The 16,125-nt window shown below is 59.2% G+C and carries 13 protein-coding genes, 1 tRNA gene and 1 riboswitch; of the genes, 5 read left to right on the top strand and 9 right to left on the bottom strand.

Translation table 11 applies throughout. The annotated features are described in order from the left end of the window. Window positions 1-11 precede the first annotated feature (11 nt). From ycaO to metX, 4 genes are all read right to left on the bottom strand, one after another. Window positions 12-1,736 carry a 30S ribosomal protein S12 methylthiotransferase accessory factor YcaO gene (gene ycaO, locus ACYVIS_RS01540; protein WP_232742299.1) on the bottom strand — a complete coding sequence of 575 codons (1,725 nt, stop codon included), beginning with the start codon at window positions 1,734-1,736 and terminating at the stop codon, window positions 12-14. Between the two features lie 70 nt (window positions 1,737-1,806). After that, entirely contained in the window at window positions 1,807-3,072 is a 1,266-nt protein-coding gene (locus tag ACYVIS_RS01545; RefSeq protein ID WP_232742298.1) for a muropeptide transporter, read from the bottom strand. Then, complete coding sequence (gene metW, locus ACYVIS_RS01550) at window positions 3,069-3,695, bottom strand: methionine biosynthesis protein MetW (RefSeq protein WP_232742297.1); 627 nt, start codon at window positions 3,693-3,695, stop codon at window positions 3,069-3,071. Before metW ends, ACYVIS_RS01545 begins: the two co-directional genes overlap by 4 nt. After that, the gene (metX, locus tag ACYVIS_RS01555) at window positions 3,692-4,942 is read right to left on the bottom strand and encodes a homoserine O-succinyltransferase MetX (protein ID WP_370635914.1); all 1,251 of its coding nucleotides are present in this window, start codon (window positions 4,940-4,942) and stop codon (window positions 3,692-3,694) included. Before metX ends, metW begins: the two co-directional genes overlap by 4 nt. Then, window positions 4,932-5,010: riboswitch (SAM riboswitch) on the bottom strand. It overlaps the preceding gene by 11 nt. Window positions 5,011-5,140: 130 nt before the next feature. On the opposite strand from metX, the gene ACYVIS_RS01560 reads away from it, so the two are divergent. Beyond that, window positions 5,141-5,455, top strand: coding sequence for a helix-turn-helix domain-containing protein (locus ACYVIS_RS01560; RefSeq protein ID WP_232742296.1), 315 nt, complete (start codon window positions 5,141-5,143; stop codon window positions 5,453-5,455). Here the strand turns inward: ACYVIS_RS01560 and ACYVIS_RS01565 are convergent. After that, window positions 5,340-5,852 (bottom strand): hypothetical protein, encoded by a 513-nt coding sequence (locus ACYVIS_RS01565; protein WP_232742295.1) that lies wholly within the window; start codon window positions 5,850-5,852, stop codon window positions 5,340-5,342. The genes ACYVIS_RS01560 and ACYVIS_RS01565 overlap by 116 nt on opposite strands. Before the next feature lie 159 nt (window positions 5,853-6,011). Here ACYVIS_RS01565 and gshA point away from each other — a divergent pair, with 159 nt between their 5' ends. Beyond that, a complete protein-coding gene (gene gshA, locus ACYVIS_RS01570; RefSeq protein WP_460873079.1) occupies window positions 6,012-7,595 on the top strand; it encodes a glutamate--cysteine ligase in 1,584 nt (527 codons plus the stop codon). A 32-nt stretch (window positions 7,596-7,627) separates the two neighbouring features. Here the strand turns inward: gshA and ACYVIS_RS01575 are convergent, their stop codons facing one another. Further along, complete coding sequence (locus ACYVIS_RS01575) at window positions 7,628-7,780, bottom strand: hypothetical protein (protein ID WP_460873080.1); 153 nt, start codon at window positions 7,778-7,780, stop codon at window positions 7,628-7,630. A 21-nt stretch (window positions 7,781-7,801) separates the two neighbouring features. Further along, window positions 7,802-8,521 carry a haloacid dehalogenase type II gene (locus tag ACYVIS_RS01580; RefSeq protein ID WP_460873081.1) on the bottom strand — a complete coding sequence of 240 codons (720 nt, stop codon included), beginning with the start codon at window positions 8,519-8,521 and terminating at the stop codon, window positions 7,802-7,804. A gap of 150 nt (window positions 8,522-8,671) precedes the next feature. Between ACYVIS_RS01580 and ACYVIS_RS01585 the strand changes: the two genes are divergently transcribed. Both ACYVIS_RS01585 and ACYVIS_RS01590 read left to right on the top strand, forming a co-directional pair. Further along, window positions 8,672-9,916, top strand: coding sequence for an MFS transporter (locus tag ACYVIS_RS01585; protein WP_460873082.1), 1,245 nt, complete (start codon window positions 8,672-8,674; stop codon window positions 9,914-9,916). Between the two features lie 10 nt (window positions 9,917-9,926). Continuing rightward, window positions 9,927-13,139 (top strand): amino acid adenylation domain-containing protein, encoded by a 3,213-nt coding sequence (locus ACYVIS_RS01590; protein WP_460873083.1) that lies wholly within the window; start codon window positions 9,927-9,929, stop codon window positions 13,137-13,139. 27 nt (window positions 13,140-13,166) lie between these two features. Here the strand turns inward: ACYVIS_RS01590 and ACYVIS_RS01595 are convergent. Beyond that, window positions 13,167-13,241: transfer RNA gene (locus tag ACYVIS_RS01595), tRNA-Arg, on the bottom strand. A 236-nt stretch (window positions 13,242-13,477) separates the two neighbouring features. On the opposite strand from ACYVIS_RS01595, the gene ACYVIS_RS01600 reads away from it, so the two are divergent. After that, a complete protein-coding gene (locus ACYVIS_RS01600) occupies window positions 13,478-14,371 on the top strand; it encodes a c-type cytochrome (protein WP_232742288.1) in 894 nt (297 codons plus the stop codon). A gap of 119 nt (window positions 14,372-14,490) precedes the next feature. Here ACYVIS_RS01600 and ACYVIS_RS01605 read toward each other — a convergent pair whose 3' ends face one another. After that, on the bottom strand, window positions 14,491-16,026 hold the full coding sequence (locus ACYVIS_RS01605; RefSeq protein ID WP_460873084.1) for a 3-hydroxyacyl-CoA dehydrogenase: 1,536 nt from the start codon (window positions 16,024-16,026) through the stop codon (window positions 14,491-14,493). Window positions 16,027-16,125: the final 99 nt, after the last annotated feature.

A 16,125-nucleotide genomic window follows, 5' to 3' on the forward strand; every position in this document is an offset into this window, starting at 1 on the left:
CATGAAGCCGGCTATCCCTGTTCTGCGGCAAACAATTTATCGTATGCCGCCAGCAGGGTCTGGTGCATTGCGCTGCCTTGCATATCGGCGCCCAGGGTCTGCAGCCCGAAAAACCGCTCGCTGCGATCGAGCAAGGCCTCGGCTTGCCTGACTGTTTCGGCGCCATACAGCAATATCAAGGAACGGCGATAGTTTTCGATATCCTCGACATTCAGCATGCTTTCAATGCAGCGATACACCAGCCGGCGTGCCGGATCCAGATCGTTGAAGTGATGGATCCAGTCGCAGCCTTCACGAATCGCCTCTTCGTCGCCAACGGCCAGCCCCAACAGCGTTTTCAGCTCACCTATACGCAGTTGCTTCCATGGCGTGCCAAGCGGGATCGCCAGGCCGAGGATTTCCCATAACGGGCGTTCGTCGTTCAGATTCATGGTTTGCAGATCGGATAGCAGCTCGGCGGCCTCGCCGTCGCTCAGCTCGGACAGGCGCACCAGCGCAGGACGAATCGCATTGCCGATGCTGTTGTTTTCCCATTCCAGGTCTTCCACCGGGTAAATCTCGGACATGCCGGGCACCAGAATGCGGCAACTGTATGCGCCCTGCTCGCTGAAATCGGACACATAAATGTCTTTGCCTTCACCATGAATGCAATTGACCAGCCAGTGATAGTCTTCTTCGGTGGTCGTGCTGAAGTTCCAGTCCGCAAAGGGGAAATCCGGCGCATCGCCCATGAAATTCCAGCTGATTACGCCACTTGAATCGACAAAGTGGATTTCCAGGTTGGCGACAGCATTGATTTCGCTCATGTCGAAGCCAGGCTCGGGGAAGCCCTCCAGGGAATCGAGCGCACGCCCCTGCAACAATTCGGTCATGGCTCTTTCAAGCGCGATCTCAAGGCGAGGGTGCGCGCCGTAGCTGGAAAATACGCCCTGATCCTTGGGGTGTACCAGTGTCACGTTCATGACAGGATAGCGGCCGCCAAGCGATGCGTCCTTCACCAGAATACCGAAGCCGGCGCGGCGCAAACCGGCGATGCCGGCCTGGATGTTCGGGAACCGCGCAAGCACATCATCCGGGACTTCCGGCAAGCACAGCCCTTCGCTGATGATGCGATACTTGATGTGCCGCTCGAAGATCTCGGACATGGCCTGGGTGCGCGCCTCCATCATGGTGTTGCCTGCCGCCATGCCGTTGCTGACATACAGATTGCCAATAATATTGACCGGAATATAAGTCTGCGCACCGTCGCGCAGGCGGGTGTAGGGCAAGGCGCAGATGCCGCGCGCCACATTGCCGGAGTTCAGGTCGACCAGCACTTCGCCATCGATGCTGCCGTCCGGGTTGTAGAAAGCGTGCAACTCCGGGTTGAGCAATTCAGCCGGCCACTTGCCGTCGGCCGTTGGAGCGAACCAGCGCTCTTGCGGATAATGCGTAAAAGGGCTGTTGGCACGGGTTTCGCCCAGATAAAAATGGGTCCAGAAATAATGAGTGCCAAGACGCTCGAAAAACTCGCCGTAGGCGCTGGCGCGCGCGGCCAGTTCCGTTGCCCCCTTGCCGTTGGAAAACAGCATTGGGCACTCATCGTCTTTCATGTGTGTCGACCAGATGCCATCGACTTCATGCAACAAGGACGACTCGTTGAGGCGAAACCCGCGCGCGGCCAGCTTTCCCCTCATGGTTTCGATGGTCGACTCGAGGGAGGCGTCTTTGCCAGGAATAAAACTTTCGGTTTTCATACGGATATCTCGGTGGGGGAAGCGGCAAATGAGCGCGAACGGCTGGCAGGCGGCCGCCAGGAGGGCGGAATCAGGAGTGCAGGGTTTCAAGGCCTTCGATTTCGGCGCGCCGCCACCACAACAGTATCAGGCCTGGCATGGCAATGAATACCGTTGTGGTGAAGAACACCGGCCACCCAAGATGCTCCACCAGCGGCGGAGTCAACGGCCCGGCCAGGTAAGTGCGGCCCACCGCCGACAGGGCCGACAGCAAGGCAAACTGCGTGGCGGAAAACTCATGCTTGCAAAGCGCCATGAGCAAGGCCACAAACGCCGCCGTACCCAGGCCGCCGCATAGATTTTCGAAGGCAACCACGGCCGCCATGGAATAAAGATGGGGCGGTGTCACCGCGAGCAGCCAATAACCGAAATTCGACACGGCCTGGAGAATCCCGAACAGCATCAGGGATCGGTACAGGCCCAGGCGCGCCATCAATGAACCACCCATCAGGGCGCCGACAATCGTGGCGATCAGGCCGAACACCTTGTTGACAGTGCCGACTTCGGAAACGCTGAACCCGGCGCCGCGCAATAAAAAGGTGGTTGACAGCGCACCCGCAAAGGCATCGCCCAGCTTGTACAGAACAATCAGCAGCAAGATTGTGATGGCGCCGCGCCGCCGGAAGAATTCGGCCAGCGGTTCCACCACCGCCAGCGCCAACGTTCTGGGCGCCCGCGCTACCTCTTCGGGCTCGGGCGCCATGAGGGTCGCACACGCGCACACAACCATGAACAGGCCCATCAGGAAATAGGTATTGCCCCAACCAAGCCACTGATCGGCAAGAACCAGGGCCAGGCCGCCAGACACGATCATGGCCAGCCGATAGCCCAGTACCTTGACGGCCGCGCCGGCAGCCCGCTCGTGTTTGCGCAGTACGTCGGTGCTATAGGCATCGAAGGCAATGTCCTGGGTGGCCGATAAAAACGCCACTACCAGCGCCAGCGCCGCCAGCGCGCCCAGATTGTTCGACGGCGAAAGCAGGCCCATGCCCGCAATGGCCAGCGCCAAAAGGAGTTGAGTGAAGAAAATCCAGCTGCGACGCCGGCCCAGCATGGGCGGCGCATAACGATCGACAAACGGCGCCCACAAAAACTTGAGCGTATAGGCCGAGCCGATCAAGGTCAGGAAGCCGATATCCTGAAGGGACACATTGGACACGGTGGCCCAGGCCTGCAAGGTGCCGCTCGTCAGGGCCAGCGGCAAACCGCTGGCAAACCCCAGAACCAGCAGGGGAATGACGCGCGGACTGGCATATACATTGGACGAAGAAACGATGATTCCCCCTGTTTTTTTCAAGCGGCCCGTTTGGGCGATTCAAACCGGTACAGGGCCAGCGTACTGCGCCAGCTCGGCAGCAAACGAACTTCTTTGTTGAAATTGAAGGTTGCCAGATGCGTAATGCGCAAATCAAGCGAAGCCGCGAGATCCTGGAAATCTTTGAGCGTGCACAAATGAATATTGGGCGTGTCGTACCACTGGTAAGGCATTTCGCCGGTAACCGGCATGCGCCCGCGCAAAATCGACCAGCCATGCGGCCAGTACCCGAAATTGGGAAACGACACGATCCCGAAGCGCGCCACCCGGGCCATCTCACGCAGGATATGCTCGGTATGGTGCATGGATTGCAGCGTCTGGGACAGCACCACCGTATCGAACTGCTGGTCGTCGAACAGCGCCAGGCCTTCTTCGAGATTTTGCTGAACCACCGATACGCCACGCTGTACCGAGGCGATGAAATGCGCACTATTCAGCTCGACCCCAGCCCCTTCGACTTCTTTTTTGTCGCGCAAATAGGCCAGCAGGTCGCCGTCGCCGCAACCCAGGTCGAGCACGCGGCTTTGCGGCATGATCCAGCTGGCAATACGCGCCAGGTCGGGCCGCAAGGGGCTCTGGTCCGCGGCAGATTGAATCGTGGTCACGCTAAGACTCCGGTGGTCGAGGTGCGCTCGGGCAGGCCCAGTTTATACGCAATCCGATCGTAATAACCCTGCACCACGGCATGATAACGGGGGTCTTCAAGCAGAAACGCGTCGTGGCCGTGCGGCGCATCGATCTCGGCATACGTGACCGGCCGCTTGTTTTTAAGCAAGGCACGGACAATCTCGCGCGAACGGGCGGGCGGAAAGCGCCAATCGGTGGTAAACGACACCAGCAGGAAGTCGGCGCTGACCTTGTCGAGGGCCTGGGCCAGATCGCCGCCATAATTGCGCGCCGGATCGAAATAATCGAGTGCCCGGGTAATCAGCAAATATGTATTGGCATCGAAATAGCCGGAAAACTTTTCGCCCTGGTAGCGCAGATAGGATTCCACTTCGAATTCGACGTCGTAGCCATAATGGAATTCGCCTCCAGCGGCCGGCGCGCGCTGGGTACGGCCGAATTTTTCGGCCATATCGTCGTCGGACAGGTAGGTGATGTGGCCCAGCATGCGGGCGACCGACAGGCCGCGCTTGGGCACGGTGTTGTGCGCCAGGTAATCGCCGCCGTGGAAATCGGGGTCGGAAATGATCGAGCGGCGCGCCACTTCGTTAAAGCCGATATTCTGGGCCGACAGGCGCGGTGTACTGGCAATGACAATGCAGTGCCCAACCCGATCGGGGCAGGTAACCGCCCAGCTCAATGCCTGCATCCCCCCCAGCGATCCCCCCATGACCGCGGCGAATTTTTCTATTCCCAATGAGTCGGCCAGCCGAACCTGGGCGCGCACCCAATCTTCGACGGTCAGAACGGGAAAAGCCGCCCCCCAGGGCTTGCCAGTATCGGGGTGAAGGCTGACAGGGCCGGTCGAGCCAAAACAGGAGCCAATGTTATTGACCCCGATCACAAAGAAACGATTGGTATCGACAGCCTTGCCGGGGCCGACCATATTGTCCCACCACCCCAGATCCTTGGCGTCGTTGGCCGCCATCCCGGCCACATGGTGCGAGGCATTCAGCGCATGGCAAACCAGCACGGCGTTGCTACGGGCTTCGTTAAGCACTCCGTAAGTTTCAACTGCCAGTTCGTAAGACGGCAAAACCTGGCCGCTGGCAAGCGGCAATGGATCGCTGAATGTAAAAAACCGGGGAGATACAAATCCGACTGAGCCGCTGGGAATGGGGACGTCGGGGGTGGAAGGGGGAAGTATGGGCTGTACGGCAGACGCGGAAACGGGAATATGGGCCATATGGACCTCTTTAGCTGGATTTATGAGGCGCCCGCAAGCAGATCAAGCAAATCGGCGCTGAATCGAAGTAGGATTTTATCACTATCCGGCCGCCCGGGCATTGTTTTGTCCTTCTGCGTTTTACCGATATGAATAAAATTGATACATTAGTTAAATAAATGTAATCAAACTTGGCATCGATGTACGGAGAACGGACGCATGAATCCTCTTACCACCAAAGAACTCACCTGCTTGCGCTGGGCTGCAATCGGCAAGACCAGTTGGGAAATGGGAGTGATTCTGGGCATCGCCGAACGCACTGTCAATTTTCATATTCACAATGCCTGCAAGAAACTCCAGGTACACAGCCGGCAGGCGGCTATTACGGCAGCGCTCCAGGCCGGCTGGCTAAACGTACTTACCGAGTCAGCACCAGCGAGCGAAAAAATTCATCCGCTTCCGGCTGCGGGTAAGATCCGGCAGCCGCTGTCACCATACCCTCGACCAGGCCCTGCGGCAGCAACCAAGCCTTAGCTTCGAGCCTGGCAGGCCCTTGAGGCGTTGTGCCGTCGATGGCAAAACGGCTGCCGAAGTCTGGAAGAACCTCGGGTACCGCCACACCCAGGCCCTGGTACAGCGAGCGGATCACCCCTTGGCCGAAATCCCGCCGCAGTTGATCGTTATCGGGCAATCCCGCAGGCAAAGACGCATAGCCCACCGCAAACACCACATCGTTGACCTTGGCCGTCGTCAGGAAAAACTCGACCTGATGGCCGGAGAACTCGAGTTTCCGCTGCTGGGTAACAGGCCTGTCGGGGAAGATCGCCTTGGCCGCTCCGCCGGCCACCCGGGCTTCCCGCCAGTTGTACTGCGGCGAACACCCTGCCAGCAAGGCAAGAAAAATGACAACGATTCCGGCATACCTGAACACGGAACCTCCCTCTGCTGTTTAATTGATGGAAGAATCAGTTTACCGTTCCCTGGCCTGTCATCGAAAGGCCTGCGCTTGACCCCTCGGGCCGTGGCCCCTCTTCACCACAAATTCCGAAACACCCGTAAAATCGCAGGCTGAATTCATAAAAATACTCCTGTGATGACTCTTAGCTCCGAACGCCACGCCGCACTGCGCCAGAACCCCAGGCTGCTCAAAGGTATCTTGCGCGGTATCGAAAAAGAGGGCTTGCGCGTCGACAATCAAGGGGTGCTGGCCACGACGCCTCATCCTGTTGCACTGGGATCTGCGCTGACCAACCCCCGGATCACGACCGACTATTCCGAGTCCCTGCTCGAATTGATTACCGGCACTCACGACTCCGTCGCCGGCCTGCTGCAAGAGCTGGAAGACACCCACCGCTTTGTTGCACAACAGTTGCGCGACGAGCTGATCTGGAATCAATCCATGCCGGCGCACCTGCCCGAGGAAGCCGACATTCCAATCGCCTGGTATGGCAGTTCAAACACCGGCATGCTCAAACATGTGTATCGACGCGGTCTGGCCGAACGCTATGGCAAAACCATGCAATGCATTGCGGGCGTGCACTACAATTTTTCCCTGCCCGACGAAATCTGGGAGCACTTCGGCGTCGACGGGTCTTCGATCGAAGACCGGCGTTCCAAAGGCTATCTGGCCCTGATCCGCAACTTTACGCGCTATTCCTGGCTGCTGATGTACTTGTTCGGGGCCTCGCCGGCGGTATCCCGCAAATTCTTGCGCGACACGAAGCACTCGCTGCTCAGCCTGGACGACGACACCCTGTATCTGCCCTACGCAACGAGCCTGCGCATGAGCGATTTCGGCTATCAGAACAAGGCCCAATCGGAATTGCAGCTCTGTTACAACGATATCGAAACCTTCCTGAACCGCATGTATAACGCGGTAACCAAGCCGTGGCCCGCTTATGAAGCAATAGGCACGCACCGCAACGGCGAATGGATCCAGCTCAATACTCATATCCTGCAGATCGAGAACGAGTATTATTCGACCATCCGTCCCAAGCGCACCACCGGACGCTGCGAACGTCCCGCCACCGCGCTGGCCGCACGCGGCGTGCAATACATTGAAGTGCGCTGCCTGGATATCGACCCGGAGTCGCCAATCGGCATTTCAGCGCAGACCAGCCATTTCATGGATGCGTTCCTGCTGTTTTGCGCGTCCGAAGACAGCCCTTTCTTCCCCGAAACGGGAATGTGCCGCAATAGCCGCAATAATTTCAGCACGGTAGTGAAAGAAGGCCGCAAGCCCGGCCTGCAACTCGTCAAGGCAGACGCAACCGAGTCAGATCAAGCCATCGGCCTGGTCCAGTGGGGCAATGAGCTGCTCGAGCGTATTTTGCCCTACGCCCAGATGCTGGATGCCGCCCATGGCGGCGGCCAGCACTATGCCCAGGCCGTGCAGGCACAGGCACCCAAGCTTCAAGACAGCGAGCAGACCCCTTCGACCCGATTGCTGCGCGCGCTGCGTGACGAGCGGATCAGCCTGCACGACTACACCCTGCGGCAGAGCCAGCGGCACCGCGACGCGCTGCGGGCCGTTGCGCTCAGCCAGTCCAAGCAGCAAGCGCTTGCCGATTTGGCGGGGCAATCCCTGCAGGAACAGGTCAGGCTGGAACAAAGCGACACCGAAAGCTTCGATGCCTACGTGGCCCGTTACCATGCCGCGCTCAAGCGCCCCTGATCCGGGCACCGTGAATCGACCTGGCGGAATGATCAGTTCATCTTCAGGCCGATTCTTTTAATGGTCTTCGACCAACGGTCATATTCGCTATTGATGTAGTCCTGGCATTGTCCCGGCGTTTTCTCCATGACTTCGGCGCCCTGGAAATGCAGGCTTTTCAATACCTTCGGATCTTTCAGCGCCATGCGCACCGAATTATGCGACGTCTACACGGCCGCCCAGCCCAATTGCTTGAATAAAACAGGCACCCGGTCCAGCTTGGGCAAAATGGCATCGGGCGTGTAATCGGACAAAGGCTGGCGACCGGTGTCGCGATCTATCCATATGCAGCGAAAACCGATATCCCGTGCCGCTTGCAGATCCAAATGAGGGCTCGCGCAGATATGCATGACATCCTCCATACCGACACCCAGTGTGCGGTGCGCATGGCTGAATATCTGCACACTGGGTTTATATACCTGCGCCTGCTGGGCGGTAATGACCTGATCGATGGTGTTGCCAAGCTGTGCCACATTGCCCGCGATGATGTCGTCGTCGGTGTTGGAGATGATGCATAGGCGGAACCCCATCTTTTTCAGTTGCGACAAGGCCGGTACGACTTCGGGAAAAGGCGGCATGGCGGAGATGCGGCGGGTCAGCAGTTCGATGTCTTCTTTTCCCGGAGGCAAGCCCAGTTCTTCGAGCGCCCGCATCAGCGACACGCCAGCCACGTCCCGGAAGCTGCGGTGCGGCCGTTCGACCTCCAAGGCATGTTCATGACGATCGAAGACACACAGAAACTCACGTGCCGATACTTCCTGGGCACCTTTTTTGGCAAGAATGGCCTGCACGGCGGCTAACAAACCCTCGTCCCACTGAATCAGTGTGCCGTAACAATCGAATGTCAGCCATTGCGGGCGCTTGCCGAAATTGGTCGGTATTGTCATGTAAGCTCCGTAAATGATTGATAATAGTAGATCAGTGGGTGACCATACAAAGAAAGCCTCTCGCACCGCAACACAGTATGGCTTTGAATCTGCCTTTGTGCTGCCGAATTTTTTTAAAGCTTTGAAGGCAGAACGACCCAAGGAGGCATTGTGCGCAAATCCGCCGTCAGTCTGAGCCAGCTAACACCGCTATTTCTCATCATACTGATCGACAGTACGGGTTACACCATCGTGATCCCGACCCTGGCCGCCCTGCTGCTCGACGAACCGCCTCTGCTCATGGGCGGCGACAACCTTGCCATACGCTACATGGTGTACGGATTTGCCATCGGGATTTACGAGTTGATCATGCTGTACATGGCGCCGGTGCTCGGTGAATTGTCAGACCGGCTCGGCAGACGGCGGATTCTTATTTTGTGCCTGATCGGAATTGCGGCAAGCTTCCTTCTGATTGCCGGCGCCATTGCGTTCAATCTGATCTGGCTTCTCATCCTGGGGCGCATCATCGGCGGCGCCACGGCGGGCAGCCAGGCGGTGGCCCAGGCGGCGGCGGTAGACAATGCCCCGCCCCAAAAACGGCCCCTGGCCCTGAATATATGTCTGTTGGTATCTTCCATTGGATTCATACTTGGCCCGCTGATCGGGGGCTCCCTGTCGCATGACAGCCTCGTACAGGCATCGGATTTCATCCTGCCCTTCCTCCTGACGGCCGCATTGGCCATGGCAGTACTTGCGCTGTTCTGCTATATGTTCAAGGAACCGCCGGTCTCAAGAGCACCGGCGAATAAAATTGACCTCTTCATGGGCGTGCACGGTTTCCGCCGCGCCTGGGGCACGCCCGCCATACAGCGATTGGCCATCATTTTCGGCTTGATGCAGTTTGCCTGGGGCACGTACTTCCTGTTCCTGCCCAGTCTTTTGATTACGCGGTTCAACGAAGACACGGGTACGGTATCGCTGTTGATGAGTGCCTTGGGTATAGGCTTTTGCCTGGCTTACGGTGTCGTCCTGCCTTTCCTCCAGCGCCATGTCAGCGCCCGGCGGCTGTCCCTGTGCGGGCTAGGAGGCACAGCCGCGCTCATCGCGGTGTCCATCGCCACGCACAGCATGTTGGTGCAAATGATTATCGCCGTACCTATTGCTGTCCTGGTATCTGTGGCCTACGGCGCCATCATTGTGCTGTTCACCCATACGGTCGACGAGCAGCAGCAGGGCTGGATTCTCGGCATCACCATTTCGATCAATGCCGCCGTATGGGGCCTGGCTTCTATCGCAAGCGGCGCACTCAGCGGCATCAGCCCCATCGCACCGTTCCTGTTCGCTTTCGCGGCCATGGCGGCAAGTGCCATAGCCATGTCGCTTCCCGCCAGCCGCCTAGCCCAAACCAAGCCATAAAGAACCCGCCATGTCAGAGACCTCAAGCTCGAACCCCCCCGATCTGCTGCACCGCATGTTCGAGGCCATGGCTGGCCGCATGCCACAGGCAGTTGCCCTGATCAGTGGCAATACCCAGGTGACTTACGCCGAACTGGATGCCATGGCCAACGGCATTGCGCATGACATCCACCGGCGGCTGGGGGACGCGCCTGCCAGTCAGGCCACCCACGCTCCGCTTATCGTCGGCCTGCATCTTGCGCGCAGCATCGAAGCCGTGGCCGCGATGCTGGGCATCATGAAAGCGGGCGCCGCATGGGTCTCGCTCGATCCCGCCTATCCTATGGACCGTCTCGAATTCATGCTGAAAGACACCGCGGCGCCCATCGTATGCGCTGTCGGCAAGCAGGCATCATCGTCGGGCCTGGGAGGCAGGACGGATGCCCAGTGGATCGATGTCGCCCAGGTATCGCCCAGCACAAGCCCCCTACCCAACGTGACAGCCGATCCCGTCGACCCCGTGGCCTATGTGGTGTATACATCCGGCTCCACCGGGACACCCAAAGGCGTGCTCGGTACGCATCGCTCCATGCTCAGCCGCTTTGTCTGGATGTGGGAATCCTATCCGTTCAACGCCCAGGAACTCGCCTGCCTGAAAACCTCCTTGAACTTCGTCGATTCCGTCTGGGAAACCTTCGGCGGCCTGCTGCAAGGCATACCTGGCGTCCTGGTCGATGACGCGACCGCGCACGACCCCCAGGCCTTGTTGTCCTTACTGGCGGAAAGCCAAGCGACCAGGCTGGTGGCGGTGCCTTCGCTGCTGGGGGCCCTGTTCGAAGCCCACGCACAAACGGACGTCGATCTGCCGTCCTTGCGCTACCTTACATCCTCGGGAGAAGCCCTGACCGGCAAGCTGGCGGGCCAAGCTGCGCAGCTTGCGCCCAATGCCGTCCTGCTGAATCTTTATGGCTCATCCGAAATGGCCGCCGACGCAACATGCTCTGAGATTGAACGAAGCGAGCAGGAAGAAGAAGTTGCTTCCATCGGACGCCCCATAGGCCGCATGAAAGTCCATGTGTTGAACGACAAGCTGGAACCCGTCAATGCCGGCGAACCGGGCGAACTCCATGTGTCCGGCCCCGGGCTGGCCTTGGGGTACCTTCGCCGCCCCGACCTGACCGCGCAAAAGTTCATCGCCAATCCTTTCAATCATTCCGCCGACCCCGAGCACGCGAAGCTGTTCAGGTCCGGCGATATCGTACGCCAAGAGGTGGACGGCACGCTGCATTACCTGGGCCGCAGCGATTTCCAGATCAAGATCCGGGGCGTACGCATCGAGCCAGGCGAAGTAGAGACCGCCCTTGCCAAACATCCGGCCATCCGGGCTTGTGCCGTCGCGGGCCTGGACGGCGCGGCAGGCAAACAACTGGTCGCTTTCTACGAGACACGCCCCGGCACCGAACCCGCCGCAGTCATCGCAAGCGAATTACGGTCTTTCCTGTCCCAAAGCCTTGCCGCCTATATGGTACCGTCGCGCTTCATCCATATAGAACAATTGCCGCAACTGCCCAATGGAAAGCTCGATCGCAATGGTCTTCGGCTTCCACAATTCTCTGCGGTCGAAGACGCTGTCCAGGTCGGCCGCACTCCCACGGAAACAGTGCTGCTTGCCATCTGGAAGGAAGTGCTGGGGCACGGCAGCATTGATATCGACGACGATTTCTTCGCCGTGGGCGGCGACTCCATACTGGTTGCACGGGTATGCACGAAATCACGCCTTGCCGGATTTTTCCTGAGCCCGCGCGACCTCTATCAACATCCCATCCTTTCCGCGCTCGCCAGGCATGCGGAAAACGCCCCGACAGCCAAATCCACCGATACGAAGACGCCGCAGGGCACGCTGCCTCTCAGCCCGATGCAGCGCTACTACTTCAGCTGGGCCAAACCCAACCCCAACAAATTCAATGTCGGCTTCATTGCGCGCTGCGGACATGTCCTGGACATCCCCACGCTCCAAAGCGCCCTGCGCCGGGTGATACAGCAGCATGATGCGATCCGGCTCAGGTTTGAGCCGGACGCGCAGGGCAACTATACCCAGCACTTCGCATCAAGCGACGACGTCTATACGATTCCCGTCGACCATTTCACGGTCCCCGACGCAGATGCCCCCACCCGGCTGGCCTTCATCGATACCAAGGTTCAACAGCTGCACGACAGCCTGGATATCGCAAGAGGGCCGGTCATTCGGGCTGCCTTCTTTGAAGACCCTGCCAGCCTCGATCATCATTTTTTCTTTACCATGCACGAATTGGTCAGCGACGCCATTTCCCTGCAAGTCACGCTGGAAGACCTGCGCACAGCCTATACGGCGCTCAGCGAAGGCCGCGAGCCGGCGTTCCCGCATAAGACGACCCCTTTCCATACCTGGGTGGAAGGCGTGATCGACTACGCCAGGCAAGGCCAGGCGGCGCAGCAACTGGACTACTGGCTGGAGCAGGCACGCGACACGGCCGAGTTTCCCGAAGACGCCCCCAACGCCGCGGCCCTGCAAAGCGACATACAAGCGCATGCCTTCCAGGTGCTGGACCAGGCCCAGGTGAATCAGGCGCGCCGGCACTGGGCAGGCGCCTTCCAGGCCACATTGGTACATGCCATCGTTGCCGCGCTGGCGATTACCGCGCACCGGATATCCGGCCAGAAAAGCCTGATCTTCCACAAAGTCGCGCACGGCCGGGAAACCTGCATCCCTGAAATGGATGTATCGCGCACGGTAGGATGGTTCATTACCCATACCCCGATCACCGTCAGGCTGGAATCAGCCTTGACCGACCAGGGGCTATCGCCCGCGCGGGCCCTGTCTTCCGTATCGGAACAATATCGCGCCATTCCCGACAATGGGCTGGGGCATAGCGCTCTGCGCTATTTCAGCGACGATCCACGCGCCAGGGAGCTGGCCAGGCAAGACCAGGTCAAAACACTGTTTCAGTATATCGGCGACGTCTGGGAGGACAATTACGATGGCAGCCTGTTCCTGCCCCCCGCCCCCGCGCTCATGGACCTGCCCGATACGGTGGCCGCACAGAACCTTGCCGATTACCACCTGCACGTGTATGCCTACCTGATGGATGGGTGCTTCCGGATGAAGTTCTTTTATACGCGCCCGAACTACCGGCCCGATACCATACAGACCATGGCCGAGCTATTTTCGGATGCCATCAAAAGCATGTTGCTTGGGCCTGGCTAATGCTGAGCGGCGCTGTGATTCGAGAAGTGGTGCGCCCGACAGGAATCGAACCTGTATCAAGAGCTTCGGAAACTCTCATTCTATCCATTGAACTACGGGCGCAGGGGACGTCATTGTAGCGTGTTTTCATGTCGGCTTTTTTACGCCCTCCCGCACCCTCCCGATCTGCGGGATGTATTCAAAAGAAGCGCAATTCTGCATTTAAGCAGTAGTCTCGGTATAATCGCGGACTTGGGTGGTGAAAAAGCACGTAAACGCTGCTTGCCTCTGTCTTTCAACCATAGTAACGAGCATCAGGCCACGAAGCGCCTTGAATCACGTACACGCAGGATTCGACCATGAACAACACCGAAGAGCATATTGAAGAAACTATAGAGGACCACGAAGGCCTCATAAAAACCCCCAAACAGCTTATCGTGACTGTGGTTCTGGCGTTCCTGATCCCGATCATCCTTATCATCATGCTGGCCAATCTGGTCACCTCCGGCAACAAGGTCGGCGCCGGATCCGACACGCTCACGCCCGCCGCCATCGAGGCCCGCATCAAGCCTGTCGCCAGCTTCGACCTGGTCGACGCCAACGCGCCCAAGGTGTTCAAGACCGGGCAGCAGGTTTTCGACTCGACCTGTACCGCCTGCCATACTGCCGGTGCGGCCGGCGCCCCGAAAGTCGGCGATCACGCCGCCTGGGCTCCGTTCATCAAGACTGGCTACGATGCCATGATCAAAAACGCCATACACGGCATTGGCGCCATGCCTCCGAAGGGCGGCAATCCTTCGCTTAGCGATTATGAAGTAGCCCGGGCAATCGCCTACATGGCCAACAAGTCGGGCGCATCGTTCAAAGAACCTGCGGCTCCCGCCCCCGAAGCCAAGCAAGCCGAAGCCAAGCCTGTTGCAGTAGCCGCCGCAGCACCGGCACCCGCCGCCGCGCCGGCCCCTAAAGCTGAAGCTGCCAAGGTTGCAGCGGCCCCCGCCGCCGAAGCCGCTATCGATCCAGCCGGCGAAAAACTCTACAAAGCAGTATGTTTCGCCTGCCACGCGGTGGGTGCGGCAGGATCGCCCAAGTTTGGCGACAAGGCAGCCTGGGCGCCGTTCATCGCCACCGGCATCGACGCTATGGTTCAGAATGCCATCCATGGCATCGGCGCCATGCCCCCGCGCGGCGGCTCGCAAGCCACCGATGCTGAAATGCATGCCGCTGTTGAATACATGGTGCACGCCGCCAAATAAGGCCGCCCGCGAGGGCCAATGAGTCACCCGGCAAAAAGCCGCTACTTTTCTTCGTAGCGGCTTTTTGCTTTCCGGGGCCAAGCCGCCGGAGCGTGGCCCCCATGGACCTGAAAGCCCGGCTACCGCGCCTTGCAGACGGGCTCGGCGCGCAGCGACAAACCCAGTTGTACACGACGCTGCAGCCACAGGCTGGCACGGTAGCGGTCGTCGCCCGTGACGCGATACATGGCGCGCAGGATTTCCAGCACATGCGCCGAGCCCAGGCTATCACCCATCGACAATGGCCCGCCTTGGGGGTAGCCCAAGCCCAGCGAGACGGCCAAATCGATATCATGCGGTGTGGCAATCGTTTGCTGGGCAATATCGGCCGCGACATTGATGATGGTGGCCACTATGCGCTGCGCCACAAAACCCGCCGAATCGTCGATGACTGAAACACCCGTGCCATCGGACGCAAACAGGGCGTGCGCCGCATCGCGCCACTTGGGCTGGGTAGCGGGCGAGCACATCAATACACGGCGCTTGCCCTGCTCCAGGCCAAAGAAGGTGTCCAGGGCAACCGTGCGCTCGCCATCGAGCTGATGCGAGCCGATCACCGTGGCGGTATCTTCGCCGAAGGGTGTTACCACGATCAGGGCATCGACGGGAGGATGGTCGCTGGCGATGACATTGACGCCCAGCTCTTTCAACAAGGCTGAAGCGCGCTTGTGTCCCGCCGAATGATAAGGAGCCAGCCAGACTTTCAAGCCGCCCACCGTGGGGGGCACCGCCGGCTCGGCAGGAACCTGTTTACGGCCGTCCGGATATGTATAAAAGCCTTCGCCCACCTTGCGCCCCAGCAGCCTGCCCGCAGTGCGTGTGGCCGTGATCGGCGAGGGACGGAATCGGGGCTCGTCATAGAACTGCCGGTAAATCGACTCCATGACGGGGTGCGAAACATCGAGCCCGGTCAAATCGAGCAGTTCAAAAGGCCCCATGCGAAAACCAGCCTGCTCGCGCATGATGGCATCCACCTGATAAAACGGCGCCACCGCCTCCTGGGCCAGTCGCAAGCCTTCGATGTTCATTCCTCGGCCGGCATGATTCACGATAAAACCCGGCATATCCTTGGCGCGTACCGGCGTGTGCCCCATATCGCGGGCCAGCGCCATTAGCGCATCGCCCGCGGCGGGGTCGCTGCGCAAGCCGTCGATCACTTCGACCACCTTCATCAGCGGCACCGGATTGAAGAAGTGGTATCCCAATACCCGGTCGGGCCGTACGCAGGCGGCGGCGATGGAGGTGATGGACAGAGACGAGGTGTTGGAGGCCAGCAGGCAATCTTCCGGCACGATGCTTTCAAGTTTTTGAAACAGCTCGCACTTGACGTCCAGACGCTCTACCACGGCTTCGATGACCAAATCGGCCCGACTCATGGAATGCAGATCGGTGCACGCCTGGACGCGCGCCAGCGATGCGGCGGCGAGTTCGGGGGCAATTTTCCCCTTGCCCGACAGTTTGTCCCAGGTTTGCTTCAGATTATCCCGAGCCGCCGCGACGGCTTCGGCATTCAGGTCGAACAACAGGACTTCGTAGCCGGCCTGGGAGGCGATTTGGGCGATTCCACGCCCCATCGCTCCTGCGCCGACTATGCCTATGACTTTAATATTCTTCATTTGAATTCACTCCCAACGCCTCGCGCCCACGCTGGGGCGCAAAATTAACAATAATTCTGTTCTTCAACGATAGCCCAGTTTCCATGCACGCATTGCCGT

The sequence above is a fragment of the Paralcaligenes ginsengisoli genome, assembly GCF_054781135.1.